This is a genomic window from Pseudoalteromonas sp. NH0006-46, from assembly GCF_057547735.1.
Window position 1 is genome coordinate 280,775 of the sequence record NZ_BAAJML010000002.1, and the last position, 25,850, is coordinate 306,624.

21 protein-coding genes are annotated in these 25,850 nt (G+C 39.6%); 11 read left to right on the forward strand and 10 right to left on the reverse strand.

Translation table 11 applies throughout. From position 1 onward, the window contains the following. Position 1: 1 nt before the first annotated feature. Entirely contained in the window at positions 2 to 1,417 is a 1,416-nt protein-coding gene (locus AC27I2_RS06125) for an ATP-binding protein (RefSeq protein WP_487203738.1), read from the reverse strand. Next, the gene (locus AC27I2_RS06130) at positions 1,395 to 2,084 is read right to left on the reverse strand and encodes a response regulator transcription factor (protein ID WP_138530584.1); all 690 of its coding nucleotides are present in this window, start codon (positions 2,082 to 2,084) and stop codon (positions 1,395 to 1,397) included. The genes AC27I2_RS06125 and AC27I2_RS06130 overlap by 23 nt, the downstream gene beginning before the upstream one ends. A 184-nt stretch (positions 2,085 to 2,268) precedes the next feature. Here AC27I2_RS06130 and AC27I2_RS06135 point away from each other — a divergent pair, with 184 nt between their 5' ends. Further along, a complete protein-coding gene (locus tag AC27I2_RS06135; RefSeq protein WP_487203739.1) occupies positions 2,269 to 2,760 on the forward strand; it encodes a Spy/CpxP family protein refolding chaperone in 492 nt (163 codons plus the stop codon). Between the two features lie 97 nt (positions 2,761 to 2,857). Here the strand turns inward: AC27I2_RS06135 and yacG are convergent, their stop codons facing one another. The 8 genes from yacG to nadC form a co-directional block, all read right to left on the reverse strand. Further along, positions 2,858 to 3,088: a DNA gyrase inhibitor YacG gene (gene yacG, locus AC27I2_RS06140; protein ID WP_487203740.1), complete on the reverse strand. Its 231-nt coding sequence runs from the start codon at positions 3,086 to 3,088 to the stop codon at positions 2,858 to 2,860. Positions 3,089 to 3,198: 110 nt separating this feature from the next. Then, positions 3,199 to 4,875: a type IV-A pilus assembly ATPase PilB gene (pilB, locus tag AC27I2_RS06145; protein ID WP_138530578.1), complete on the reverse strand. Its 1,677-nt coding sequence runs from the start codon at positions 4,873 to 4,875 to the stop codon at positions 3,199 to 3,201. A 132-nt stretch (positions 4,876 to 5,007) separates the two neighbouring features. Further along, positions 5,008 to 5,640 carry a dephospho-CoA kinase gene (gene coaE / locus AC27I2_RS06150; protein ID WP_487203741.1) on the reverse strand — a complete coding sequence of 211 codons (633 nt, stop codon included), beginning with the start codon at positions 5,638 to 5,640 and terminating at the stop codon, positions 5,008 to 5,010. A gap of 17 nt (positions 5,641 to 5,657) precedes the next feature. Further along, entirely contained in the window at positions 5,658 to 6,551 is an 894-nt protein-coding gene (locus AC27I2_RS06155) for a prepilin peptidase (RefSeq protein ID WP_487203742.1), read from the reverse strand. A 111-nt stretch (positions 6,552 to 6,662) separates the two neighbouring features. Beyond that, positions 6,663 to 7,892 (reverse strand): type II secretion system F family protein, encoded by a 1,230-nt coding sequence (locus tag AC27I2_RS06160; RefSeq protein ID WP_487203743.1) that lies wholly within the window; start codon positions 7,890 to 7,892, stop codon positions 6,663 to 6,665. A gap of 88 nt (positions 7,893 to 7,980) precedes the next feature. Beyond that, positions 7,981 to 9,177: an O-antigen ligase family protein gene (locus AC27I2_RS06165; RefSeq protein ID WP_487203744.1), complete on the reverse strand. Its 1,197-nt coding sequence runs from the start codon at positions 9,175 to 9,177 to the stop codon at positions 7,981 to 7,983. 209 nt (positions 9,178 to 9,386) lie between these two features. Continuing rightward, entirely contained in the window at positions 9,387 to 9,806 is a 420-nt protein-coding gene (locus AC27I2_RS06170; protein ID WP_487203745.1) for a pilin, read from the reverse strand. A 528-nt stretch (positions 9,807 to 10,334) separates the two neighbouring features. After that, a complete protein-coding gene (gene nadC, locus AC27I2_RS06175; RefSeq protein ID WP_487203746.1) occupies positions 10,335 to 11,180 on the reverse strand; it encodes a carboxylating nicotinate-nucleotide diphosphorylase in 846 nt (281 codons plus the stop codon). Between the two features lie 216 nt (positions 11,181 to 11,396). Between nadC and ampD the strand changes: the two genes are divergently transcribed. The 10 genes from ampD (at position 11,397) to AC27I2_RS06225 (ending at position 25,823) form a co-directional block, all read left to right on the forward strand. Beyond that, positions 11,397 to 11,951, forward strand: coding sequence for a 1,6-anhydro-N-acetylmuramyl-L-alanine amidase AmpD (gene ampD / locus AC27I2_RS06180; RefSeq protein WP_487203747.1), 555 nt, complete (start codon positions 11,397 to 11,399; stop codon positions 11,949 to 11,951). 13 nt (positions 11,952 to 11,964) lie between these two features. Beyond that, positions 11,965 to 12,816: a beta-lactamase regulator AmpE gene (gene ampE, locus AC27I2_RS06185; RefSeq protein ID WP_058404509.1), complete on the forward strand. Its 852-nt coding sequence runs from the start codon at positions 11,965 to 11,967 to the stop codon at positions 12,814 to 12,816. A 386-nt stretch (positions 12,817 to 13,202) separates the two neighbouring features. Further along, positions 13,203 to 13,952 (forward strand): pyruvate dehydrogenase complex transcriptional repressor PdhR, encoded by a 750-nt coding sequence (pdhR, locus tag AC27I2_RS06190; protein ID WP_138530562.1) that lies wholly within the window; start codon positions 13,203 to 13,205, stop codon positions 13,950 to 13,952. A gap of 90 nt (positions 13,953 to 14,042) precedes the next feature. Then, positions 14,043 to 16,709 carry a pyruvate dehydrogenase (acetyl-transferring), homodimeric type gene (aceE, locus tag AC27I2_RS06195; RefSeq protein ID WP_487203748.1) on the forward strand — a complete coding sequence of 889 codons (2,667 nt, stop codon included), beginning with the start codon at positions 14,043 to 14,045 and terminating at the stop codon, positions 16,707 to 16,709. Between the two features lie 10 nt (positions 16,710 to 16,719). Next, a complete protein-coding gene (gene aceF / locus AC27I2_RS06200; RefSeq protein WP_487203749.1) occupies positions 16,720 to 18,630 on the forward strand; it encodes a pyruvate dehydrogenase complex dihydrolipoyllysine-residue acetyltransferase in 1,911 nt (636 codons plus the stop codon). 334 nt (positions 18,631 to 18,964) lie between these two features. Next, a complete protein-coding gene (lpdA, locus tag AC27I2_RS06205) occupies positions 18,965 to 20,392 on the forward strand; it encodes a dihydrolipoyl dehydrogenase (RefSeq protein ID WP_039038017.1) in 1,428 nt (475 codons plus the stop codon). Between the two features lie 250 nt (positions 20,393 to 20,642). Beyond that, positions 20,643 to 21,335 carry a tRNA-uridine aminocarboxypropyltransferase gene (locus AC27I2_RS06210; protein WP_487203750.1) on the forward strand — a complete coding sequence of 231 codons (693 nt, stop codon included), beginning with the start codon at positions 20,643 to 20,645 and terminating at the stop codon, positions 21,333 to 21,335. A gap of 802 nt (positions 21,336 to 22,137) precedes the next feature. Continuing rightward, entirely contained in the window at positions 22,138 to 23,142 is a 1,005-nt protein-coding gene (locus AC27I2_RS06215; RefSeq protein WP_487203751.1) for a Fe(3+) ABC transporter substrate-binding protein, read from the forward strand. Beyond that, on the forward strand, positions 23,142 to 24,773 hold the full coding sequence (locus tag AC27I2_RS06220; RefSeq protein WP_487203752.1) for an ABC transporter permease: 1,632 nt from the start codon (positions 23,142 to 23,144) through the stop codon (positions 24,771 to 24,773). The genes AC27I2_RS06215 and AC27I2_RS06220 overlap by 1 nt, the downstream gene beginning before the upstream one ends. Continuing rightward, positions 24,774 to 25,823 (forward strand): ABC transporter ATP-binding protein, encoded by a 1,050-nt coding sequence (locus AC27I2_RS06225; RefSeq protein ID WP_138529152.1) that lies wholly within the window; start codon positions 24,774 to 24,776, stop codon positions 25,821 to 25,823. Positions 25,824 to 25,850 lie beyond the last annotated feature (27 nt).

The window sequence follows — 25,850 nt, forward strand, 5'->3', positions numbered from 1 at the left end:
TTTACTCTTTGATTATTGGCAGTGTGATATTAGCACACAAGCCGCCCTGATCTTTATTAGATAAAACTAAGGTGCCATTATGAGCTGTAATTGCATTTTTTGCGATAGCTAAGCCTAAACCGGTTCCGCCACTGACTCTATCTCTAGCATCAGATTGCCTAAAAAACGGCTCACATAGCTTATCAAGCTGGTTATTTGGTACACCAGGGCCATCATCACATATTTCAATATGTACGGTATCTGCATGCGATAACGTTATATTTATGGTGTTATTTGCATATTTAATGGCATTACGCAGTAGGTTTTCAAGCGCGCTGGCAATCAGGGCCTCATCGCAGTTAATGGTTACTTTTGTATCGCCAGATATTGTGAGCTGTTTATTACATTGCTTTGCTTCAAACTGTGCATCGTTCAATACGTGTTCAACAATAACTTGTAGCGATTGTTTTTGCAGCGAAAGAGTTTGGCTTTTCGCCTCTAAACGAGAGACTTGCAAAACGTCAGCAATCATTTTGTCGAGCTGGTTCGCTTCTTTTTCTATTCTTACTAAGTACGGCTGACTTGCTTCGTTTGCTTGCATTTGTGCTAACCCTGTTGCCATTTTTAATCGAGTAAGAGGGGATCGCAATTCATGAGATATATCGGCGAGCAAACGTTTTTGTGAGCTTATTAGCAGCTCTAATTGGTTTGCCATGCTGTTAAAGTCACGGCCAAGAACACCCAATTCGTCTTTTCGGTTTGCTGAAATAGAAGCGCGTGCGCTTAAGTCACCAGAAGATAGTTTTACAGCCGCTTTTTTTAAGCTATTTATAGGCGCTATTAAATTGCGGCTAAACAAAAAGCTTAAAATTAAAGACGCGCTAATAGCAATTGATATTTTTATCCAGCCAGGCATTAGCTTTAAGCGTATAAATAAAGGAGGCTGATTGTTTATGTCTATTTCATATAAATAAAAAGTGCCTTCGGGTAGTGTTAATTGAACAGGGCCAAATGCTTGGTATTGCTCTGTAAACACAACTTGTGGCGGCATGTTTTTTGTAAAATTAAGCAAGCTTAAATCTATATTTGCTGGAACGGTTTTATTAGTTAGCGAGTCTTCAGATTGCTCAGCGCTTAAATATAATAGCTTACGTTTAGAAAGTCGTGGATGTGAAAGAATACTATTAAGCGAACGCTTATGCTTAAATGCAGAGCGTTCTATGCTTTTAGCGGTATAGGCTAAGTTTTTTTCTATTGGCCCTTGTAATGGCTCGTTACTCACTAAGTTAAGAGCGCCTATATTACTAAAAAAAATAAGCGCGGTAACAGTGCCGATTATAGTCACCCAAAACCATGTAAATATTTTAAAAAATAAGTAATGCTGAGGGTGCTTAAGCCAATAAAAAGCGCTGGGCTTATTCGCCTTGAATGAAAACATAACCCGTGCCTCTCATTGTTTTAATTCGTTCGGTTTTGATGTGCTCTGCTATTTTTTTCCGGATATTACTAACATGCATATCAATAGAGCGGTCGAACGATGCTAAACGTCTGCCTAATACCTCTTCACTTATTTGTTCTTTACTAACAACTTCGCTAGCATTTTTACATAAAAGCGCGAGTATTTCGTACTCTGTGCCAGTAAGCGTGAGCGTGTGCTCATTTATTAATGCTTCCCTTGCCCCAAGGTTTATCGTCACCCCATTCACAAGCAGCTTATTTGTGTTAGTAACACCTAAACTATTTATATGTTCAATGCGGCGAGTAATTGCTTTTACGCGGGCTAGTAACTCTCTGTGATTAAACGGCTTTGGTATATAGTCGTCAGCGCCAAGCTCTAATCCAAAAATACGGTCAAAGTCTTCCCCTTTCGCAGTAAGCATAATAACGGGCGTAAGTTTTGTTTGCCTAAGCTGTTTTAGTACTTCAAAACCATCTAAAGTAGGTAGCATTACGTCAAGCAATATTAATGCATACTCGTTGTTTTGTGCCAGCTTTAGGCCTTGTGCGCCATCGTGTACGCTCTGTACTTCAAACCCTTGGGTAGAAAGGTATTCGCTTAGTAATTCACAAAGACCCGTATCATCGTCAATCATTAATAGTTTCATTTACAAACCCTTAGGTAATATGTCATTTCTTTATTTTACGCCCTTAATTGGTCAAAAGTGAATCTTTACACAACCTTTACACTGCTTTGCGTTACTTTGCGTTGAGTTAGTTATAGTTAACTCACAGGCTAAGCAGTCACAACGACAGCTAACCACAACCGACCCAACAGTTAAGGTGATGATTATGACTAAAGTAAATACACTTTCAAAATTAGTACTTATTTGTGGCCTAGCAACAGCCACTCTTGGCGCAGGCAGCGTATTAGCTAAAGGCGGCATGCATGATAAGCAAGGCCACTCTCAAGCGCGTTTTTTACTCTCTGAGCGCGGCGCCAACAAGCTTGATTTAACCGACGAGCAGCAAACTAAGCTTAAAGCTATTTTTGAAGCACAAAAAACGCAAATGAAAGCCTTAAGAGGCGGCGATAAAGAAGCACTTAAAGAAATGCGTGAAACGCATAAAGCCAAAATGGATGCATTACTTAGCGCTGCAACATTTGATGAAAATGCAGCTAAAGAGCTATTGAATGCACGCCAAAGTAAAGGCGAAGAGTTTGGTTTAATTAAGCTAAAAACGCAGCACCAAGTAATGCAGGTACTTAACGCTGAGCAGCAAGAGAAGTTTGCTAAAATGCAAAAGCGTATGGGCAAAAAGCACCGTAAGCAAAGAGGTTAATTTCCCAAAATATAGGTTGCCATAACCTTATATTTTAGCTTAAGCACTAAAAAGCCAGCAATTAGCTGGCTTTTGTTTTTATAGATACTTTATGACATTACTTAAAAAAGTCATCTTCGTTTTTAGCCATCATGGCTTCTATGTCTTCAATCATGTCTTGGTTTATTTGATCTGCTGATGTAATGGGCGCTGAAATTTTATTATTTTCAAACGACCATTCACCTAGGTCAATGAGTTGGCAACGCTTAGAACAAAATGGGCGATGAGGGCTTTGCTCAGACCACTCTACATTTTTTTTACAGGTTGGACAGTTTACAACAGTAGGCATGTTTTACTCTCTACATTTTTCTTAGCCTAAAGGCTGGTTAAACTTTTTAACTTCCAGAGCTTAGGTTAGTCATTAGCGCTCGCTATAAAAATAAAAAGCGCTAAATAGCTTTACATATTGGTTACGCGGTTTATTTCTGCAAGTGACGTTAAACCATCAGCGGCTTTACGTAAACCCGATAGGCGTAAATTATTAAAACCGGCTTTTAATGATACCTCAGCGATTTCTAATGAGTTACCGCCGCGCATAATTATTTGTGCAATTTCTGGTGTAATTTGCATTACTTCGTAAATACCGACACGGCCTTTGTAGCCATCGGTACAGCTATCACACCCTTTAGGTGCATAGAGAGTCATATCGTCAATTTGCGCTGTGCTAAACCCTTGGCGAGATAGCTCTTCGCTTGGCAATTGCTCTGGTGTTTTACATTTTGGGCATAAACGACGTGCTAACCGCTGTGCAATAATTAAACTAATAGAGCTGGCTACGTTATAGGCGGGAACGCCCATATTTAATAGTCGGGTAATGGTTTCTGGTGCTGAATTAGTATGCAATGTAGATAAAACCAAGTGACCCGTTTGCGCCGCTTTTATTGAAATTTCTGCGGTTTCAAGGTCACGTATTTCACCCACCATTACCACGTCGGGATCTTGACGTAAAAACGCACGTAGCGCATTAGCAAAGGTCATGTCTGCTTTAGGGTTAATTTGTACTTGGTTTATTCCTTCCAAGTTTATTTCAACCGGATCCTCAGCGGTACTAATGTTTCGCTCAGGTTGGTTTAGTATGTTTAAACCCGTATAAAGAGAGACCGTTTTACCTGAACCGGTTGGGCCTGTAACCAGTATCATACCTTGTGGTTGACCAAGTGCATCCATGTATAGCTTTTTCTGTTCTTCTTCGTAACCAAGTACATCAATACCTAGCATAGCGCTTGATGAATCAAGAATACGCATTACTATTTTTTCGCCCCACAGCGTTGGCATAGTACTAACACGAAAATCGATACTTTTTCGCTCAGTAATTTTTAATTTAATTCGGCCATCTTGTGGTTTGCGCTTTTCGGCAATATCAAGTCGCGACATTACTTTAATACGAGCAGAAAGCTTAGTTGCTAATGTATTAGGTGGGCTTGCCACTTCGTGTAAAATGCCATCAATACGAAAACGAATGCGGTACTTGTGCTCGTAAGGTTCAAAATGTAGATCCGATGCACCTTTTTTTATCGCGTCCATTAAAATTTTGTTAATGTAAACAATAATAGGCGCATCGTCTTTATCATCATCTTGTGGTGTAGATTCTTTTTGGTTTTCTGTGTCAAGGTCGGCAAATTCTTTAAACTCATCATCGCTTAAATCTAAGCTGCCGGTTGCGTCTAGCAATTGCTCAATTTTATTATCGAGCTGAATATAATCAACAACGACAATTTCGCATGAAAAGCCGGTACTGAATTCAAAGTTTTCGAATGCGCCGTAATCGGTTGGATCAGAGGCTGCCACATAAACCTTTCGGCCTTTTTGGACCAACGGTAAAATATGGTGCTTGCGGATCAGTTTTTCTTTTACAAGGTCGGCAGGAATAGACGCGGGGTCAAAGTCTTTTAAATCAAAATAGGGAACACGGAACAAATCAATACATTGCTCTGCTAACTCTTTACTGTCTATTTTTCCGCATTTAGATATCAGTTCAGCTGTTGAGGCAAACTCTTGCTGCTTTGCTTTTACCGTATCGGCATCAATACGCCCAAGCGTAAGAAACTTTCTTAATAACGGTGAGTTAATATTCATTGCGCACCTTTTTAATCCTTCAGAGAGAGTAATTTATCAGAAAAAAGAAGGGGATTACATTACTCTTCACAATCTAGGCTAAATTTATTAATTAATATAGGAGATTAGTTTGTTTTGACTCGGTTTTACAATTTAAGTTGCTGGCATTTGTGCCATGTGTAGATAACTTTTATGAAGCTCTAATAAGTCGTGGTTAACGTCGTTAAGTGCGCGGTCGTTATTTAAAATATCATCTGCTTTTTTTTGTTTGTCTTCGCGTGACATTTGCGCTGCAATAATCGCTTTTACTTGCTCAACACTTACATTATCACGCGAAGCCGTGCGCTCTATTTGCACACTTTGAGGTATATCAATCAGTAGCGTTCGATTACACAGTTTATCAAGGCCGTTTTCAAACAAAAGTGGCGCTACAAGAACAACGTATGCACTTTTAGCGGTAGTAATATCGTTATGTATTTTGTTTCTAATAAGTGGATGTAATAGAGTGTTTAGCCATTCTTTGTCTGCATTGTTAGTAAAAATACGTTCACGCAGAGCGCTTCTGTTGAGTGTGCCATCGCTCAATAAAATACCTTGACCAAATTTACTCACAATGGCATTTAAACCATCGCTTTTAGGCTTCACAACTTGGCGCGCAATAATGTCGGCATCAACTATTGTTATACCCAGCTGCTCAAACATATTACTTACCGCTGTTTTGCCACAGCCTATACCGCCTGTTAAGCCAAGAACCCAAGGTGATGTTTTAATATCAGATTTGCTCATTTTAGTGCGCACTCAAGTTAGTAACCAATTAAGTTAAAATACGCGTTTTGCAATTGGTTACCCCACAGTAACGTGATCCAACCAGCAATTGCTAGGTAGGGCCCAAATGGGATGGGGGTTGCTTTGTCTTTACCCTGAATACTTAACAAAGCGATACCAATAATGGCGCCAACAACACTTGAAAGCAGTATTATGGTGAGTAACGATTGCCAGCCCAATAGTGCACCAAATAAAGCTAAAAGTTTAAAGTCGCCATAGCCCATGCCTTCCTTGCCTGTTAACAGTTTAAATAACCAAAAAACACTCCACAAGCTTAAATAACCTAAGGCGGCCCCCATAATAGCATCAGTTGGCGTAATTGTAATTCCGGTAACGGCGGCAATAAGTGCTAGCCAAACAAGCGGCAAAGTTAGCTGATCGGGCAGTAGCATGTGGTCTATATCAATAAAGGTCAGTGCCACAAGTGCCCACGTGATCACTATGTATAATAATGCTTGTTCTGTTGCGCCAAAGGTATAAGCAACCACTAAGCTTAATAGAGCGGTAATGGCCTCGATAGCGGGGTATCGAATAGAGATAGGGTTGCTACAACTTGCGCATTTACCCTTAAGTATTAACCAGCTAATAATAGGTATATTTTGCCAAGGTTTAATGGCCTTTTTGCATTTAGGGCAGGTAGAATTTGGTTTTACAAGATTAAAAGGCTCGCTGGTATTTTTGGGTTTAGCTGTATTGGTATTTAGCTCGTCACCTAATAATAGCCTACACTCGCTTTGCCATTCACGTTGCATCATAAGTGGCAAACGGTAAATAACAACGTTTAAAAAACTGCCTACACATAAACTAACTAAGCCAACAGTGGTTAAATAAAACCAGAGTTGGCTTTGCATTACTTCAATAATACTTTGCATTATAAACCTGAAAACTGCTTTAAAAAAAAGTGATAGAGAATCAATGAGAAGACGTTAGCCGCCAACCTTATAAAAACAAGGCTCTCTTTAATTCCTGTAAATTTTTATTAATTAAATTACAGAGCCTAACTGGAAAATTGGTAAGTACATAGCCACAATTAACCCACCAACAAGCACACCAAGTACCGCCATAATAAGTGGTTCTAACAGGCTTGAAAGGCCATCAACCGCATCGTCAACCTCTTGCTCGTAAATAGTCGCTACTTTAGCCAACATGCCATCGAGTGAGCCAGATTCTTCACCAATGGCCACCATTTGAATCACCATATCAGGGAATATTTTAGAGTTACGCATAGCCCAGTTCATTTGGTTACCCGAGCTTACCTCGGCTTTAATATCTAAAATAGCATAACGGTACACTGCGTTACCCGAGGCACCTGCAGCAGAGTCAAGCGCATCAACAAGTGGTACACCTGCCGCAAAAGTGGTTGAAAGTGTACGCGCATAACGGGCAACAGCGGCTTTGTTTAAAATCATGCCAATAACAGGGAGTTTTAATATGGCTCTATCGGTTGCATCTCTGAGCTTTAAGCTTCTGAGCTTAGCTTCTTTAAATGCATAACCAAAACCAACAATTACAATTAAAATCATCCACCAATACTCTTGCATAAATTCAGATATACTGATTACAAATAAAGTAAATGAAGGGAGTTCAGCACCAAAACCTGCAAATATATCTTGAAATTGTGGCACTACAAATATTAGCAAAATAGAAGTTACAATACCTGCAATGACTAATACAGATATTGGATAAAACATCGCTTTTTTTATTTTTGACTTTAACGCTTCAGACTTTTCTTTGTATAACGCAACACGGTCAAATATTTTATCGAGTGCACCGGATTGCTCGCCCGACGCCACTAAATCACAATATAAGTCGTCAAAATAACGAGGGTGTTTTCTAAGTGCTTGCGATAAAGGCTGACCTGCTTTTACTTCATCGCCTATGGTTTCCATTAGTTTACCAACACTTTTATTGGTTGAACCAGAGCCAATCATTTCAATAGCTTGTATAAGCGGTACACCCGCCATTAGCATGGTGGCAATTTGGCGGGTAACAAGCGCTATATCTTTAGGGGTGATTTTTTGAACACTTTGAATGCCAAATAAAGGCTTTGGCTTACGCTTTACTTTTGATGGCGTAATACCCTGCTTACGTAATTGTGCTTTTACAAGTGCAATGCTATTACCTGTGAGCTCTCCTTCAAGTTTTTTCCCTCGGGCACTTACACCGACCCACTGAAATGTATCGAGGCCTTTATCTTGTTGTTTTTTTGCCATGAGATTATCCAGCTGAATTAATATTATTAAAGAATTCTGTACCTAGCATAACTTAAACGAATGATTCTTGGTAGAAATATACTTTACATTAGAAACGTTGACCAATGGACCAAAATCTAGGCCCATAAATATAACCATTATCAGGGTCGATATTATTATAAATTTCTATTGCTTTTTGTAAGTATAAAAACCAAGCAAGAACGAATACACACGCCAAAAATAACTTAGCATATATATTTATATGAATATATTTGTACTTGTTTTTATAAAGCCTGCCAATAAGTAAGCCCCACATTATAAATAACAAGGTTTGTGAAACCGGCATCACATGTACACCAGAGAATAGTGAGTACGTAATACCAATAGCAAAAGAGTAAAAAATACTTTCCGTGATTACATCTTTTTTATGATTTTTTAAGTGTATTATAGATTTTCTAAATGTATTAAAAATTACGATTAAAATACATATAAGGGCTATTCCTCCCCACTCATTTAAAACTTCTATCAATGAGTTGTGAGGATGGCTAAACGGTGCTGAGCTTCCGAGAGACATTTCAAATACACCAGGACCATTTCCAATAAAAAAATGTTTCCATGATAGGTTAGAAAGTGTATTTAACCATAAATCAATACGGCCTGAAGAGGATGTACGAAGTATATCGGCCCCTCCTTTATTCAATGAGTCTAAAATATAAAAAGTGATACAGCTAAGAGCTAGGCAAACTAGCCCGGTTAAAATTTGCTTTTTTAAGGTTGTTTTCAGTATGAGAGCAAATACTGAAAAAATAAAAAATGAGAGCAAGGCCCCTCGGGCTTGGCCAATAAAAATTAGTAATAGATTTAAAAATAAAACAATGAATACGATGCGTTGAATACTTTGAAATTTTAGCAGTAATATTAAAAAGGGAAGAATAAAAACCTGTACCTGATTAAAAAAGCGAATATTAATAAAGCCAGAGTAGATTATGTAGGGGTTTAAAGGTTGCTGCTCTGCTAGTGTAAAAATTATGTTGAGTAGGCAAACCAAAACCAAACTTGTGTGTGCTATTAATAAGGTATAAATAATGAGTAACACAGATTTTTTATCATTTATAGAACTTATATAGAGCATTGCCCCAAAAAGTAGGCTGATGTGAAATGTGTAAAGTAAACTGAAGCTTTTTTCCTGATTAGCTTGAGACGATAAGAAACCGAAAAGAGAAAAAACTAACAAAAACATTGCGCTTCTTTTATCAAGTATAACTGCGAAAGTATGTTTTTTGCTTTGTAATAAAACTGTAAGCATTAGCGCGTAAAGGCTGAGTAGGAAAGTTATTTGGAATATACGTTGGTGATTATGGTAATCGTAAGAAACCATTGGCATTAAAGGTATTAGCGTACATAGAAAAAAAAGGTTGATAAACGATGACTTTATTATATTTACCATATTCATAAATTCTGATTCTTACGCATTAAAAAAGCGCCATTTAGGCGCTTTGATTGTTTGTAAACTTGTTAAGACTGTGGACAACTTTTAGGGGCCAAATCTTTACTGTCTGCTGATAGTGCTGTTGTAGCACATGACCAAGCACCCTGAGCACTGCGGCTCCATGTCAGTGTAGCCCCTGTAATTTGTGTAGGAGCATTGGCAATCACGCAAACTATTGAATCAGCCGTTGTTGTTATAGTGCAGTTTTCAGTTGATGCACTAAGTCCAATATCTGCTACTGCAGGTGTTCCAGTACCATTATTCTTTTCTATTTCAAAGCCCGTGCGTCCGGCTGAAATTTCTGCTAAGCCAGCTGTCAGTTTTGAAGTAGCTTGATAGCTAGAGTATGCAGGCAATGCTACTGCAGCAAGAATACCGATGATTGCTACTACAATCATTAATTCAATTAGGGTGAAACCCTGTTGTTTTTGAGTCATTGTTTTCATGTTTCCTCTCCTAAAGGATAGATTGTGTAAGTTAAATCACTTAATTGGCATTATGCCGAGCTTAATTTAACTGATTTACTTTACAGTTTTGCTTAAAATAAACTTTTTGCGCTATCTCTCGGTTTGAATGATATTATCCGCGCTACATTTGCACTTTAGCTTTAGGGTATGAAACACAAAAGCTAGGTGTGAATTCATTATATTTTATATGTAACTTGCTATTTATAAATTGGATGCAAATAAAGTCTACCAGCAGCCAATAAAAGTGTAGGAATAAATAACAAAAGTTGCTTATTAACTTTAATTTAAACGTTAATAACTCATTATTTATTACGAGCTTTTATAATAAAACAGTACAAGTGTATCATTTTATTTTAGTTAATAGCACGTTACTTTTCCTAAAACAGCTAATTAATTTAACAAATTGTTACAATTAGTTATTTTTAACTATTAAATTACTTTTGTTTTAACTTGTCAACGCTTTAGCATTTATTAAATGTAGAACTAAATTATTACTTTGGCTATACATCATTCAAAACGCATCGATAAATCGATTGATTGTAAGTTTTTTGTTAATGCACCGCTAGATATAAAGTCTACGCCCGCTTGAGAATACGTTTTGAGTGTTGCTAACGTCATATTGCCTGACACTTCTAATTTAGCGCGTTTGTTAGTTAAAACAACCGCTTGCTTAATTTGTTCAACGCTAAAGTTATCAAGCATGATAATATCGGCGCCTGCGTCAATGGCTTGCTTTAGTTCTTGCAGCGATTCAACCTCAACTTCAACCGGTTTACTCGGGTGGTTTAGTTTGGCCTGAGTAACGGCTTTATCTATACCGCCGCAGGCTGCTATGTGGTTTTCTTTAATTAAAAACGCATCAAACAATCCTATGCGGTGGTTTGCGCCACCGCCGCATTTTACTGCATATTTTTGTAAGGCTCTGAGCCCCGGAATAGTTTTGCGGGTATCGAGTAGCTGGGTCGTTGTGCCGCTGAGTTCTTTTACATAATGCGCAGTGGTGGTTGCTGTGCCAGATAAAGTTTGTACAAAGTTAAGAGCGGTTCGCTCTGCCGTTAAAATTGCGCGGGCTGAACCTTTTGCTGTAAACAGGGGGCTGTTGGCCGTTACAAAGTCGCCATCGCTAACAAGTACTGATACTTGTACTGTTGGGTCCACTTGCTTGAATACTTCAATTATGATGTCTTTTCCACAAAATATGCAATCTTCACGAGTTATAACTTTTGCACTAGCTTGCTCGTTTTGTGGGATAAGCTGAGCGGTTATGTCACCATCGGCTGCAGTTTGGTAGTTTAAGTCTTCGTCGAGCGCAAGGGTAACAAGTTGACTAAGTAAAGTGTGCGAAATAGACATGGCTAAAAGCTCATAAGCATTAATAAATTAAAGAAAATTTTACTATGTTTAAATAATGAATAGAAGCGCTTTTAATTATTAGCGTATAGCTTAGGACTTTAATAGTAAAATGTAAGCCACTTTTAATTGCTTACCTATTTAGGCGGGGCTTAGTCACTATCATTATTTTTACAAATCCTTTAGCATCAAGATTATAAATAGTTTGGTAATAATGTAATGGCAATAGATTTAAATGGGGTTTTAAAAGCTGCAACTCAGCGAGCATGTACGCACTATGATGAGCGCCCTGAACATACAGATATTACCTTGTTGGTCATTCATAATATTTCATTACCAGCAGGGCAGTTTGGTACCCCCTTTGTGGATGATTTATTTATGGGGTGTATTGACTGTAATTCGCATAAAAGCTTTGGTGATTTAAAAGGGCTGCGCGTCTCAGCGCATTGCTTTATTAAACGCACCGGTGAGGTGGTCCAATACGTGCCATTTAGTAAGCGCGCTTGGCATGCGGGCGTATCTGAATTTGCAGGGCAAACTGCATGCAATAATTATAGTATTGGTATTGAGCTTGAAGGCACCGATACAACGGCTTATACCAGCGCTCAGTACGCCTCGTTATGTCATTTAAGTAAATCTATAATGCAACGCTATCCAAAAATTACCCCTTCGCGTATTGTGGGGCACTGCGATATTGCACCAGGTCGTAAAACAGACCCCGGCCTTAGCTTTAACTGGCCATTATTTTTAAATATGCTTGAGCAACCAAGTTGAGAGAGTCAATGTCATGATTTTAGTATCTATTATTTTAGCGTTAATTTTAGAGCGTTTAGGGGCACGGTCTAACTATTGGCAAATAAGCTATTACGCCAATGGCTATTTAAAGCGCTCCAACCGCTTACTTGCCCGTAACGGTTTATTTAGTTCGGCAATTGGCTTTTTAATTTGGCTGTTTTTACCTGTAGTAGCCATGGCATGCATTTATAGCTTGTCAAATTTTGTGTTGTGGGAGTTGGCTATTAATATTGCTGTTTTACTTGTTTGTTTTGGTTGTGCAAAGCAGCGCGCTTTATATAAAGCCTATTTAAACGCACTCACACGAGATGATGGTACTGCAGCCTCTTTATATGCATTGCAAATGGGGCAAAAACGTACTGAAGATCAACAAGGCGGTGAAACCTTTGGGCAAACACTTGCTTGGGTAAACTTTAGATTTTACTGTGCGGTTATTTTTTGGTTTGTGGTTTTGGGAGCACCAGGCGCTGTTTTATATGCTCTTGTGCGTACCTTTGCTGATTTAGTACGAGACAACCACAAAGTGATATTTGCTAAACATTTTAAGCTAATACATAAACTACTTTTTTGGTTGGATTGGTTACCCGCACGTATAGCGAGTTTTGGTTACTTAGTGATTGGTAACTTTAATAAAGGCACTAGCTGCTGGTTACATTATGCGCTTGATTTTTCAAGCCCTAACCGAAAGGTCGTCACCTATACTGCGCTTGCAGCAGAGCAAGTAGAGAAGCGTTATTATGGTTGCACTTACGAGGCAACGTGTATGATTAAATTAGTTAAGCGTAATGTGCTATTTTATTTAGTTTTAATTGCATTACTGACCCTGTTTGGTGGCTTGTCTTAACACCTTATTTATTTTTACAGCCTATTTAAAAGCAAAGCACTTATTTACCCCAAAGTGCTTTGCCTTTTGGTTACCTTTTCTATTTAAACATTGCGATTAGCCCCTCCTTTAAAATAGAGTTAAAACTCTAAATTTATCTGGTCAGACCATTTGAATGGCCACCTTATCAGTTACTCAAAATTAAGCTATATTGTGTATTGTTTGATCTTCGTTCAAAATGCGTTACGCTAATATCCCCGTGCAAGTAACCTGTAAATTGACAGCTATATGGGTTTTTGATAACGTATTGCAAATTCTTGGTATGACCAATTTACCTTTTGGGTAAATCTTATAACTTTAAGCCCCAATTTTAGGGCTTGGTATTTATACAACGCGGACGTTGATTCATGTCTTTAAAGATTAAAGCAGCAAAATTATCTGATGTTATTTTACAGCAACTCGAAAATATGATTCTTGAGGGCTCGTTAGCACCAGGAGAAAAGCTGCCTCCAGAGCGTGAACTAGCAAAACAGTTTGAAGTGTCTCGTCCTTCGCTGCGCGAGGCCATCCAAAAGTTAGAGGCAAAAGGGCTCGTTACGCGTCGTCAAGGCGGTGGTACGTTTGTAAAAAATCAGCTTGAAGAAGGGCTAACTGATCCATTGTTTGAGCTGATAAGTAAACACCCTGAATCACAATTTGATTTACTCGAATTTCGTCATGCATTAGAAGGTATTGCTGCTTACTATGCAGCACTACGAGGAACGAGTAATGATTTTACTAAAGTAAAACAAAGCTTTGATCAAATTGCGCTATCGCAAGATGACTTACAGCAAAAAGCAAAAGCAATTAATGCCTTTCATTTTAGTGTGGCTGAAGCCTCACATAATGTTGTGTTATTGCACTTGGTTAGAGGTATGCAAGCGCTGCTTGAACAAAATGTATTGCAAAATTTAACGGTTTTATTAGAAAAGCCAGATATTAGCAGTCAGTTAGCTCAGCACAGGCGTTTGTTAATGGATGCGGTTATTGACGGCAATCCAGAGCAAGCTCGTTTAGCAAGTAATGCGCATTTAGCGTTTATTGAAGAAGCATTGCTTGAAGCGGGCAAAGAATATTCGCGAATTGAACGTAGTTTAAGACGCACCAAACAAAATTAAGCTAATACTCTATTACTTGAACACACTAAGTTAAGTATCAGTTGTATTAAATTAACAACATTCGTATTTTAAACATAAGGAAACCTCCATATGTCTGAAGTCAATAAAATTGACGTAGACGCGCTAGAAACACAAGAGTGGTTACAAGCTCTTGAATCAGTTGTGCGCGAAGAAGGTGTTGAACGAGCTCAGTACTTACTTGAGCAAGTATTAGAGCAAGCCCGCTTAGATGGCGTTGATATGCCAACGGGTATTACCACGAACTACGTTAATACTATCCCTGTAGATCAAGAGCCTGCTTACCCAGGTGATGTGAATCTTGAACGTCGTATTCGTTCAATTATTCGTTGGAACGCGATTATGATCGTTCTGCGTGCATCTAAAAAAGATCTCGACTTAGGCGGCCATATGGCGTCTTACCAATCGTCAGCTGCTTTTTACGAAGTGTGTTTTAACCACTTCTTCAAAGCACCAAACGACGTAGACGGTGGCGACTTAGTTTATTACCAAGGCCATATTTCTCCGGGTATTTATGCACGTGCATTTGTTGAAGGGCGTTTAAGCGCTGCTCAACTAGATAACTTCCGCCAAGAAGTTGATGGTAAAGGTTTACCGTCGTACCCACACCCTAAATTAATGCCTGAATTTTGGCAGTTCCCTACAGTATCAATGGGTTTAGGCCCAATTGCATCTATTTACCAAGCGCGTTTCTTAAAATACCTAGACGGTCGTGGCTTAAAAGACACTAAAAACCAACGTGTATATGCGTTTTTAGGTGACGGTGAAATGGATGAGCCAGAATCACGTGGTGCAATCTCGTTCGCTGCTCGTGAAAAGCTAGACAACCTATGTTACCTAATTAACTGTAACTTACAGCGTTTAGATGGCCCAGTAATGGGTAATGGTAAAATTATTCAAGAACTAGAAGGCCTATTTAAAGGTGCTGGTTGGAACGTAATTAAAGTTGTATGGGGAAGCGGCTGGGATATTCTGCTTGCTAAAGATACAACAGGTAAATTACTGCAGTTAATGAACGAAACTATTGACGGCGATTACCAAACATACAAAGCAAAAGATGGCGCGTACGTTCGTGAGCATTTCTTTGGTCGTTACCCAGAAACAGCAGCCCTTGTTGCAGATATGACCGATGACGAAATTTTTGCACTTAAGCGTGGTGGACATGAGCCATCAAAACTTTACGCAGCATTCAAAAAGGCCGAGCAAACTAACGACCGTCCTACTGTGATCCTAGCTAAAACGGTAAAAGGTTACGGCATGGGTGAAGCAGCTGAAGGTAAAAATATTGCGCACCAAGTGAAAAAAATGGACATGAGCCATGTTGAACACTTACGTGACCGCTTAGGCTTACAAGATTTAGTCTCTGAAGAAGCAATTAAAGACTTACCTTACTTAGAGCTTGATGAAAGCTCTGAAGAGTACAAGTACTTGCATGCTCGTCGTAAAGACTTAAAAGGTTATACACCCACGCGTATTGCAGAATTTTCTGAGAAGTTACAGTTGCCAGAAGTCGAAGCGTTTAAGCCATTACTTGAAGAGCAAAAACGTGATATTTCAACCACAATGGGCTTTGTTCGTGCACTTAATATTTTATTAAAAGATAAAGGCATTGGTAAAAATATTGTGCCAATTATTGCCGATGAAGCGCGTACCTTTGGTATGGAAGGTTTATTCCGCCAGATTGGTATTTACAACCCGCATGGTCAAAACTACACCCCTCAAGACCGTGATATTGTTTCTTACTACAAAGAAGCAACATCAGGGCAGGTACTTCAAGAAGGTATTAACGAGCTAGGTGCAATGTCGTCATGGGTGGCTGCTGCAACATCATACAGCACGAACGATTTACCAATGATCCCGTTCTACATTTACTACTCTATGTTCGGTTTCCAACGTGTTGGCGACATGGCATGGATGGCGGGTGACCAACAAGCACGTGGTTTCTTATTAGGTGCTACTGCCGGTCGTACAACACTAAACGGTGAAGGCCTGCAGCATGAAGATGGCCACAGCCATATTCTTGCAAATACGGTTCCTAACTGTATTTCTTACGACCCAACGTACGCATTTGAAGTAGCAGTCATTGTTCAAGATGGTATTCGTCGTATGTACGGTGAAAACCAAGAAAACATTTACTACTACCTAACGCTTATGAACGAAAACTACCATCAGCCAGCAATGCCAGAAGGCGCTGAAGAAGGTATTCGTAAAGGTATTTACAAGCTTGAAAGCTACGAAGGTAAAAAAGCCAACGTACAGCTATTAAGCTCAGGTACTATCATGACGGAAGTACGCAAAGCTGCGGCAATTTTAAGTGAAGATTACGGCATTGCATCAGACGTTTATTCTGTAACGTCATTTAATGAGCTTACCCGTGATGGCCAAGATGTTGAGCGTTTCAACATGCTTAACCCAGAAAGCGAGCAAAAAACAGCTTATATTACGAGCGTATTAAACGACTCAGTAACTGTTGCCGCTACCGATTACATGAAAAACTACGCAGAGCAAGCCCGTTCATTTATTCCTAGCAATAACTATAAAGTGTTGGGTACAGATGGTTACGGTCGTTCTGATAGTCGTGAAAACTTACGTCGTCACTTTGAAGTTAACGCAAGCTACGTTGTTGTTGCAACGTTATCTGAACTTGCTAAACGCGGTGAAGTTGAAAAGTCTGTGGTTGTTGACGCGCTTAAGAAGTTCGACATCGACACTAATAAACTAAACCCACTGTACGCATAAGAGGTTTGCAATGAGTATTGAAATTAATGTTCCAGATATCGGTGGCGATGACGTAGAAGTAACCGAAATCTTAGTAAGCGTTGGTGACAAAGTAGATGTTGACCAATCTTTACTGACTGTTGAAGGCGATAAAGCTTCAATGGAAGTACCTGCTGCGCAAGCGGGTACTGTAAAAGAAATTAAAGTAAATGTTGGCGACACGGTAACAACGGGCTCTTTAGTGTTTATATTTGAAGGCGAAAGCGCTGGTGCTGATGCAGCACCAGAAGCACCTGCTGAATCAACAGCCCCGGCTCAAGCTTCAGGTTCTTCAACTAAAGAAGTAACCGTACCAGATATTGGTGATGATGAAGTTGAAGTAACCGAAATCATGGTTGCTGTTGGCGACACTGTTGAAGAAGAGCAATCTATCTTAAACGTTGAAGGCGACAAAGCGGCTATGGAAGTGCCTGCACCGTTTGCAGGTACTGTAAAAGAAATTAAAGTCGCTACTGGCGATACAGTTAAAACGGGTTCTTTGGTATTTGTTTTTGAAGTTGCTGGTTCAAGCGCTCCTGTATCAGATGAACCTAAGCAAGAGTCTGCACCAGCAGCGCAAGCTGAAAGTTCTGCATCAAGTACAAAAGATGTAAACGTACCAGATATTGGCGACGACGAAGTTGAAGTAACCGAAATCATGGTTGCTGTTGGCGATAGCGTAGAAGAAGAGCAATCTATCTTAAACGTTGAAGGCGACAAAGCGGCTATGGAAGTACCTGCACCATTTGCAGGTACTGTAAAAGAAATTAAAGTAGCTACTGGCGATAAAGTTAAAACAGGCTCACTTATTTTTGTTTTTGAAGTGGCCGGCAGTGCACCAGCAAAAGCAAAAGCATCTGCGCCTGCTGAGCAAAAGCCAGCGGCTGCACCTGCAAAAACCGAGTCGGCACCAGCACAAGCTGCACCTGCGGCTAAAGCTAACAATGAAAGCTTTGAAAACAACAGCGCGTATGCACATGCATCGCCAGTTGTTCGTCGTTTAGCCCGTGAGTTTGGTATTAACTTAGCTAATGTAAAAGGCACGGGTCGTAAAAACCGTGTGGTTAAAGAAGACGTGCAAAACTATGTTAAAAACTTAGTTAAGCAAGTTGAGTCTGGTCAGGTTTCAGCATCAGCAGGTAACGCCGGTGGTAGTGAGCTGGGCTTAATTCCTTGGCCTAAAGTAGATTTTGCTAAGTTTGGCGAAATTGAAGAGAAAAAATTATCTCGCATCCAAAAGTTATCGGGTAAAAACTTACACCGTAACTGGGTACAAATCCCACATGTAACACAGTTTGACGAAGCGGATATCACAAGTCTTGAAGCGTTCCGTAAAGAACAAAACGTGTTAAGCGAGAAGAAGAGGCTGGGCGTTAAAATTACACCACTTGTGTTTGTGATGAAAGCCGCAGCTAAAGTACTTGCAGAGTTCCCAACGTTTAACTCGTCGCTGTCTGAAGATGGCGAAAGCTTGATACTTAAAAAATACATTAATATAGGTGTGGCAGTAGATACGCCTAATGGCTTAGTTGTTCCTGTGTTTAAAGACGTGGACAAAAAAGGCATTATTGAGTTATCTCGCGAGCTAATGGACGTGTCTAAAAAAGCGCGTGAAGGCAAGTTAACTGCATCAGACATGCAAGGCGGCTGTTTTACTATTTCAAGCCTTGGTGGAATTGGCGGTACGGCATTTACGCCGATTGTTAACGCACCAGAGGTAGCTATTTTAGGGGTATCTAAATCTGAGATTAAGCCTAAGTGGAACGGTAAAGAGTTTGAGCCTAAGTTAATGGTTCCGTTATCTATGTCGTACGATCACCGAGTGATTGATGGCGCACTAGCAGCACGTTGTACAGCAACACTTGCAAGCTACATGAGCGATATACGTCAATTAGTGATGTAACACCAATTTTATTAAAAAGGCGATCATTCTAGCGATTTAAATAGCACGTTAACGGCGTCAGAAATTACTCATATAGGAAAAACTATATAGCGTAATTTCTACCTTGTTATAGCGCTATTTTCCTGTCGCGTTAATTGCTCGCTAATTTAATTCAATTGATGTTTGTAAGAAAAACAAAATCAAATCCCAGCCGGTTGTTTTTAGCTGGGATTTTTACTATATGCAATGATACAATCTTTGCACTATTTGTGAATTGCTCTGATTTTCTGCCCATGCAGAAACATGGCAGTTAAATTTTAGGGCAGTGTCCCGTTCAAACAATTAAGGTAATAGCATGAGCAACGAATTAAAAACTCAAGTTGTTGTACTAGGCGGTGGCCCGGGTGGTTACTCTGCAGCTTTCCGTGCTGCTGACTTGGGCTTAGAAGTTACACTAGTAGAATCACGTGAAACATTAGGTGGTGTTTGTCTTAATGTTGGTTGTATTCCTTCAAAAGCACTTTTACACGTAGCTAAAGTAATTGATGACGCAGCTGAAATGTCATCTCATGGTGTTACTTTTGGCGCACCACAAATTGACTTAGACAAAATCCGCTCTTGGAAAGAGTCTGTTGTTGGTCAGCTTACGGGCGGCTTAGACGGCATGGCTAAAATGCGTAAAGTTAAAGTTGTACCAGGTTATGGTAAATTTACGGGTAGCAACACTTTAGCTGTTGAAGGTGCTGACGGCACAACAACTATTACATTCGACAACGCGATTATTGCCGCAGGTTCAAAACCAGTTAACTTACCTTTCATCCCAGAAGATGATCGTGTAATTGACTCAACGGGCGCATTAGAGCTTAAAGATATACCTGAAAAACTACTTGTTTTAGGTGGTGGTATTATCGGTCTTGAAATGGGTACTGTTTACCGCGCGTTAGGTTCTGCTATTGATGTTGTAGAATTTGCTGATCAATTAGTTCCTGCAGCTGATAAAGACATCATCAAAATTTACCAAAAATACGTAAGCGATAAATTTAACGTTATGCTTTCAACTAAGGTTGTGGGTGTTGAAGCGAAAGATGATGGTTTATACGTTACATTTGAAGGCAAAAACGCGCCAGCTGAGCCAGTACGTTACGATAAAGTGCTTGTTGCAGTAGGTCGTACGCCTAACGGTAATTTACTTGATGCTGAAAAAGCAGGCGTAAATGTAGATGAGCGTGGCTTTATTAACGTTGATAAACAGTTGCGTACTAATGTAAGCAACATTTTTGCAATTGGTGACTTAGTTGGCCAACCAATGCTTGCGCATAAAGCGGTTCACGAAGGTCATGTTGCTGCTGAGGTTATCTCTGGTCAGAAGCATTTCTTCGACCCTAAATGTATTCCTTCAATTGCCTACACTGACCCAGAAATTGCATGGGTAGGTGTTACTGAGAAAGAAGCTAAAGAGCAAGGTTTAAGCATTGAAACTGCGGTATTCCCGTGGGCTGCGTCAGGTCGTGCAATTGCATCTTCTCGTACTGAAGGTTCTACTAAGCTTATTTTTGATAAAGAAAGCGGCCGTATAATCGGTGGTGCCATGATTGGTATTAACGCGGGCGAAATGCTTGGCGAAATCGGTTTAGGTATTGAAATGGGGGCAGATGGTGAAGATTTAGCGCTTACTATTCATGCTCACCCAACATTGAACGAGTCAATTGGCCTTGCAGCTGAAATTTTTGAAGGTTCAATCACTGATTTACCAAATAAAAAAGCAGTTAAAAAGAAGAAGTAATTTCTTTTAACTAACACCGCTTTTTTAAAACCCAAGCTACGGCTTGGGTTTTTTGTTTTTATAACTGTTAATTTTAAAAATATGCAAAGCTTGCTTTGATAAAGTGCCATTTTATTTTGAGCTGATAGCTGATAGCTGATAGCTGATAGCTGATAGCTGATAGCTGATAGCTGATAGCTGATAGCTGATATCTATTCATCATGTTTTTAGCTACAATACGCGCCGAACAATTTATAGGTAATTAATCACTGTGACTCACTCATCCCATAATTCAGTACTGGTATTACGCGCTCAGCAAATTAGTGAATCTCGTCGCGAATTTAATGCCCGTGGCGCTAAGCTAGCACGTTGTGAGCAATGCTTAATTGCAAAGCATTATTGTATTTGTGAAGGTGTAGAGAAAGCGCAATGCAATGCTGCAGTGTGTTTATTGATGTACCATAACGAAAGTTTTAAACCTTCGAATACTGGGCGTTTAATTGCCGAAATTATACCTGATAATCATGCTTTTAAATGGGATAGAACTAACCCAGATGATGCGCTAATAGCGCTCATTAATGATGAGCAATATCAGCCAATGGTTATTTTTCCTGCTGAAGATGTAGAAGCGGGGCGGGCAATTACACAAGTAAATATTGAGTCTGGTAAAAGGCCGCTGTTTATCTTTTTGGATGGCACATGGCGTGAAGCGAAAAAAATGATTCGCAAAAGCCCATATCTAGATAACTTGCCCGTATTGTCTATTACAGCTGATAAGTTATCAGACTACCGTTTACGTGTTGCGCCGCATGCGCATCAGTTAGGTACAGCTGAGGTAGGTATTTTAGTGCTAGCACTCGCTGGTGAAATAGAGGCCGCTGAAAAGCTTGAAGATCACTTTATAAAGTTTCGAGATGCGTATCTTATGGGAAAACGAAATAAAGGCAGACCGGAGTCTATTTAATACCGATTGCATTGGCTATGAGTATTAAATTTTGGGCAAAGAAAAGCGCGCTCTATTTCTAGGCGCGCTTGCGGAATCTTCTAATTTTTTGCATCCTGCAATTGAACTTAATCAACTCCAATTTTTACTGTTCCATGTTTATTGCTATATTACTTTTTAGTTCTATGCAATGTAAGCCAATCCGGGCTTGTATCCTTTATTCCTAAACGTCCTGTTGTGGTAAAACCTATTACCAAATCCTTCATTTGCACTTCCTAGTGCTTCCATGTTGTTATCAATCCATTGTGTTGCCTGTTAATAAGGCCTGTCCTTTTTATTCCTTCAACATCCTGTTAAGCAACATTCCAATGTTACACTCCTTTATGCATCTTCCTGATGCTGTCCTTTTATTAACAATCCATTGCGATGCTCATCCTGAGCCTGTCCTAACTCCGTGTTGTCATTTATAACCAGTCACTGGTTTATCGAGTAATTAATCCCTGTCCTTTTACTCGTTAAGCGTCATTGCTTAATTGATGGGTTAAGTATAGGCGAATGGCCTAACTAAAGTAGGACAAAAACACGATACAGTTTATGTATTATTATTGTTAAATACTATAAAGGTTAATTTTATCAATAGTTTAAGTTTATTTTGGTAGGTTTTTAATCGGCGTTTTACTTATAAGCTGGCACACCCGTGAGATATCTCTTACAAAGTATTTCTGTTTTGGACGTTTTTTTGGTATTTATGGCTATTTAGGGTGTGCACTTTTTAACTGTTCACGGTAGAATTATTGATAATAATTACTATTTAGGTGGAATAATGAAGAAAACACTCGCTATCGCTTTAGGGTTTATCGCATCGGCGCCAGCCTTTGCAAATGATGTTGTTAATATTTACTCTTTTCGCCAACCTTTTTTAATACAACCTATTTTAGACGGTTTTACAAAGCAAACCGGTATTAAAACAAATGTTGTGTTTGCTAAAAAAGGATTAATTGAGCGTGTAAAACGTGAAGGTAAACATAGTAAAGCCGATTTAGTTTTAACGTCTAATTTTAGTGCACTTATTCAATTGGAAGATTTAAATTTAACTCAAACAATTAATAGCACTCACGTTGATAGTAACGTACCTTCTGCCTTTCGTGATGGTGATGGACAATGGGTCGCGTTAACAAAACGCGTGCGAAATGTATATTCATCAAAAGATCGTTTGGGCGCATTACCAAAACTAACTTACGAAGAACTGGCTGATCCAAAATATAAAGGGCAAATTTGCACTCGTTCAGGTAAACATCCGTATAACTTAGGGTTGGTTGCTTCAATGATTGCGCATCACGGTGAAGCGCAAACTAAAACATGGCTTGAAGGCGTTAAGGCTAATTTAGCACGTAAACCACAAGGTAATGACCGTGCTCAAGTTAAAGCCGTTAAAGAGGGGCTATGTAATCTTGCGTTAGGCAATAGTTACTATTTAGGTAAAATGTTGCAAGACGAAGAACAAAAAACATGGGCAGAGGCAGTGCACATTAATTTCCCTAATCAAATTGATCGTGGCTCACATATCAATGTATCGGGGGCTGTTATTACTAAATATGCTAAAAACCCTGAAAATGCCTTGAAACTCATAGAGTATATGACCGACAATAAAGCGCAAAATATGTATGCATCGCTTAATATGGAATACCCAGTTAAGCCTGGTGTTCAATTATCCAGTTTGGTTGCATCTTGGGGCAGCTTTAAAGAAGATAGCTTGCCACTTGATGAGATCAGTAAATATCGTCCGTTAGCGCTTAAGTTAATTGATGAGGTGAAGTTCGATCTTTAATGACTTATAAATTTAAGCTGTCTAAATGGCAGCTATTCGCGTGGTCGACAGGCTTGGTTTTGTCGGCCCCGTTGTTCTTCCTCTTATTTGAATCGCTACAAGGCAACTCCGAGGTTTTTACTCACCTTTGGGATACGGTGCTTTGGGATTACATTGCTAATACTGTACTACTTATTTTAGGGGTGTGTGTACTCAGTAGTGTTATCGCTTTGCCACTTGGTTGGCTAACCGCTTACTGTAACTTCCCAGGTAAAAAACACTTTGAATGGGCGCTCATGCTGCCTCTTGCCATGCCTACTTACATTATTGCCTACGTGTATACCGATTTACTAGATTATGCTGGGCCCGTGCAAATTACTCTAAGGGAGTGGTTTGGCTGGCAGTCACCCAGTGATTACTGGTTTTTTGATATTCGCACTTTGCCTGGTGCAATAGTCATGATTGCTTTGGTACTTTACCCCTATTTATTTTTAATTTTTAAAACAGCTTTGAGAGAGCAGTCTTTTAAATTGGTACAGGCAAGCCAATTAATGGGACTTTCCCCAACTAAAAGTTTTTTTAAAGTGAGTCTTGTATTGTCTCGAGGCTCTATTGTTGCGGCCCTTGCGCTGATCAGTATGGAAACAATGGCTGACTTTGCAACCGTTAGCTATTTCGCTGTTAGCACGCTAACAACGGCGGTTTACGACACATGGTTTGGGTATTACTCATTGACTGCCGCTGCAAAAATATCAGGTGTTATGTTGTTATTGCTATTTTTAGCGCTTATGGCAGAGCGCTTTAGTCGTCGTAATCAAGCCGTATTTGAGCGTCAATCGGGTGTAAATAGCGAGGCACTTTATATTTTAAAGGGTAAGTCGGCTTGGTTAGCGACTGCATTTTGTAGTGTGGTTTTGCTTGTGTCTTTTGTGATCCCCATTGCGGTATTACTTAATTACGCGATTACCTATTTTGAAAAAGCGTGGAATGCTGAGTTTTTCAATTATGCATGGCAAAGCCTAAAAGTGGCAGGTGTTGTGAGTCTAATAACAATTGCATTGGGTGTATTTGTTGTTTTTTATCAACGTATAGCATCACATTCGTACCCACTTATTCCTGGGCGACTAGCGAGTACAGGTTATGCGCTACCTGGTACTGTGCTTGCCATTGCTGTGTTATTACCTCTTACCGTGTTAGAAAATGGCATTAATGCAGCATTAGAGTCATACAATTTAGACATAGGTCTGCTGCTAACAGGCAGTGTGTTTACTATAGTGATTGCTTATGTCGTTCGGTTTTATGCGATTGCTCACGGTGCAATAGAGTCGAGTTTTGTGCGTATTAGTCCATCGCTTGATATGGCAAGCCAGTCTATGGGTAAAAGCCAAGGCCAAACTTTGCGCTTAGTGCACCTACCTTTATTAAGACGAGGCTTACTGACCGCTGCGTTATTAGTGTTTATTGAATGCATGAAAGAGCTGCCCGCAGCTTTACTCCTGAGGCCATTTAATTTTGAAAGCCTAGCAACGCATGTTTTCCAGTATGTGAGTGATGAGCAATTAGAGCTGGCTTCTATATCTGCTTTGTTTATTGTTATTGTTGGATTTATCCCTTTGTATTTTATTAATCGTTCTATGGAGCAACACAGTTAAATGAGTAGTTTAATTTTGCAAGGTGTAAGCTATCACTATAACGGTACAAAGGTGATCGAAGACTTAGATTTAACGGTGGGTAAAGATGAGATTGTGTGTTTACTTGGTGCAAGTGGCTGCGGCAAAACCACTACACTAAAAGCCATTGCAGGTTTAGTTGAGGCTAAGCAAGGAAGTGTATTTATTGATGGTAAACTTGTCAGTGATGAATCAACATTTATTGCACCAGAGCACCGAAATATAGGTATGATGTTTCAAGATTACGCGTTGTTTCCTCATTTGAGCGTAGCAGATAACATTGCGTTTGGGTTAGGTAAAATGAGCCAATCCGAAAAACAACAACGTGTAGATGAAATGCTTCAGTTAGTGCATTTGTCGGGTTGTGCCGATAGGTTTCCTCACCAGCTTTCCGGAGGGCAGCAGCAACGTGTTGCGATTGCACGTGCATTGGCCTACAAACCTAGTTTGTTATTACTCGACGAGCCCTTTTCTAATATAGATACTCAAGTTAGGTTTGAGTTAATTGCTGATATTCGCCGCATTATTAAGGCGCAACAAGTATCAGCGGTATTTGTTACCCATTCCAAAGAAGAGGCGTTTGCTTTTTCAGACACGCTTGCCATTATGCATCGTGGAAAAGTTGCCCAACAAGGCACGCCAGAGCAGCTTTTTGCTGCGCCTAGGTCAAAGGTGGTTGCAGAGTTTCTTGGTCAAGGCATATACTTACCCGCACAAGCATTAACGGCAACTGAATATAAAACACCTTTTGGTACTGTTGAGTCTGATACGCAAGCAAGCCACAATTCATGTAGTGGTGAGTTATATGTGCGACCTCATCAAATTGAACTGGTGAAAGAGTGTCAAAGTGACAAACTCAGTAAACGGGCTACAATATTAAGTCGTCGCTTTATTGGTTCTGCTCATATTTATAAAGTTGTCATAGCCGAGCAAACGCTTGAAGTTGCAGCGCAATATGGCCAATCATTTGAAATCAATGAGCAGGTTATAATAAAAATAAAACCCCACACAGTGAACTTTTTTGAATCGTAATCAAATGTTATTTACTGTGTTTATATC

Bases quoted from the DNA above. Each gene is read 5' to 3' on its own strand.
- AC27I2_RS06225 (WP_138529152.1), top strand. From the start codon at position 24,774: ATGAGTAGTTTAATTTTGCAAGGTGTAAGCTATCACTATAACGGTACA.
- nadC (WP_487203746.1), bottom strand. From the start codon at position 11,180: ATGTCTATTTCGCACACTTTACTTAGTCAACTTGTTACCCTTGCGCTC.
- AC27I2_RS06155 (WP_487203742.1), bottom strand. From the start codon at position 6,551: ATGCAAAGTATTATTGAAGTAATGCAAAGCCAACTCTGGTTTTATTTA.
- AC27I2_RS06160 (WP_487203743.1), bottom strand. From the start codon at position 7,892: ATGGCAAAAAAACAACAAGATAAAGGCCTCGATACATTTCAGTGGGTC.
- ampE (WP_058404509.1), top strand. From the start codon at position 11,965: ATGATTTTAGTATCTATTATTTTAGCGTTAATTTTAGAGCGTTTAGGG.
- AC27I2_RS06125 (WP_487203738.1), bottom strand. From the start codon at position 1,417: ATGTTTTCATTCAAGGCGAATAAGCCCAGCGCTTTTTATTGGCTTAAG.
- AC27I2_RS06220 (WP_487203752.1), top strand. From the start codon at position 23,142: ATGACTTATAAATTTAAGCTGTCTAAATGGCAGCTATTCGCGTGGTCG.
- ampD (WP_487203747.1), top strand. From the start codon at position 11,397: ATGGCAATAGATTTAAATGGGGTTTTAAAAGCTGCAACTCAGCGAGCA.
- coaE (WP_487203741.1), bottom strand. From the start codon at position 5,640: ATGAGCAAATCTGATATTAAAACATCACCTTGGGTTCTTGGCTTAACA.
- AC27I2_RS06130 (WP_138530584.1), bottom strand. From the start codon at position 2,084: ATGAAACTATTAATGATTGACGATGATACGGGTCTTTGTGAATTACTA.
- AC27I2_RS06135 (WP_487203739.1), top strand. From the start codon at position 2,269: ATGACTAAAGTAAATACACTTTCAAAATTAGTACTTATTTGTGGCCTA.
- AC27I2_RS06165 (WP_487203744.1), bottom strand. From the start codon at position 9,177: ATGCTTACAGTTTTATTACAAAGCAAAAAACATACTTTCGCAGTTATA.
- pdhR (WP_138530562.1), top strand. From the start codon at position 13,203: ATGTCTTTAAAGATTAAAGCAGCAAAATTATCTGATGTTATTTTACAG.
- AC27I2_RS06170 (WP_487203745.1), bottom strand. From the start codon at position 9,806: ATGAAAACAATGACTCAAAAACAACAGGGTTTCACCCTAATTGAATTA.
- AC27I2_RS06215 (WP_487203751.1), top strand. From the start codon at position 22,138: ATGAAGAAAACACTCGCTATCGCTTTAGGGTTTATCGCATCGGCGCCA.
- yacG (WP_487203740.1), bottom strand. From the start codon at position 3,088: ATGCCTACTGTTGTAAACTGTCCAACCTGTAAAAAAAATGTAGAGTGG.
- aceE (WP_487203748.1), top strand. From the start codon at position 14,043: ATGTCTGAAGTCAATAAAATTGACGTAGACGCGCTAGAAACACAAGAG.
- lpdA (WP_039038017.1), top strand. From the start codon at position 18,965: ATGAGCAACGAATTAAAAACTCAAGTTGTTGTACTAGGCGGTGGCCCG.
- aceF (WP_487203749.1), top strand. From the start codon at position 16,720: ATGAGTATTGAAATTAATGTTCCAGATATCGGTGGCGATGACGTAGAA.
- pilB (WP_138530578.1), bottom strand. From the start codon at position 4,875: ATGAATATTAACTCACCGTTATTAAGAAAGTTTCTTACGCTTGGGCGT.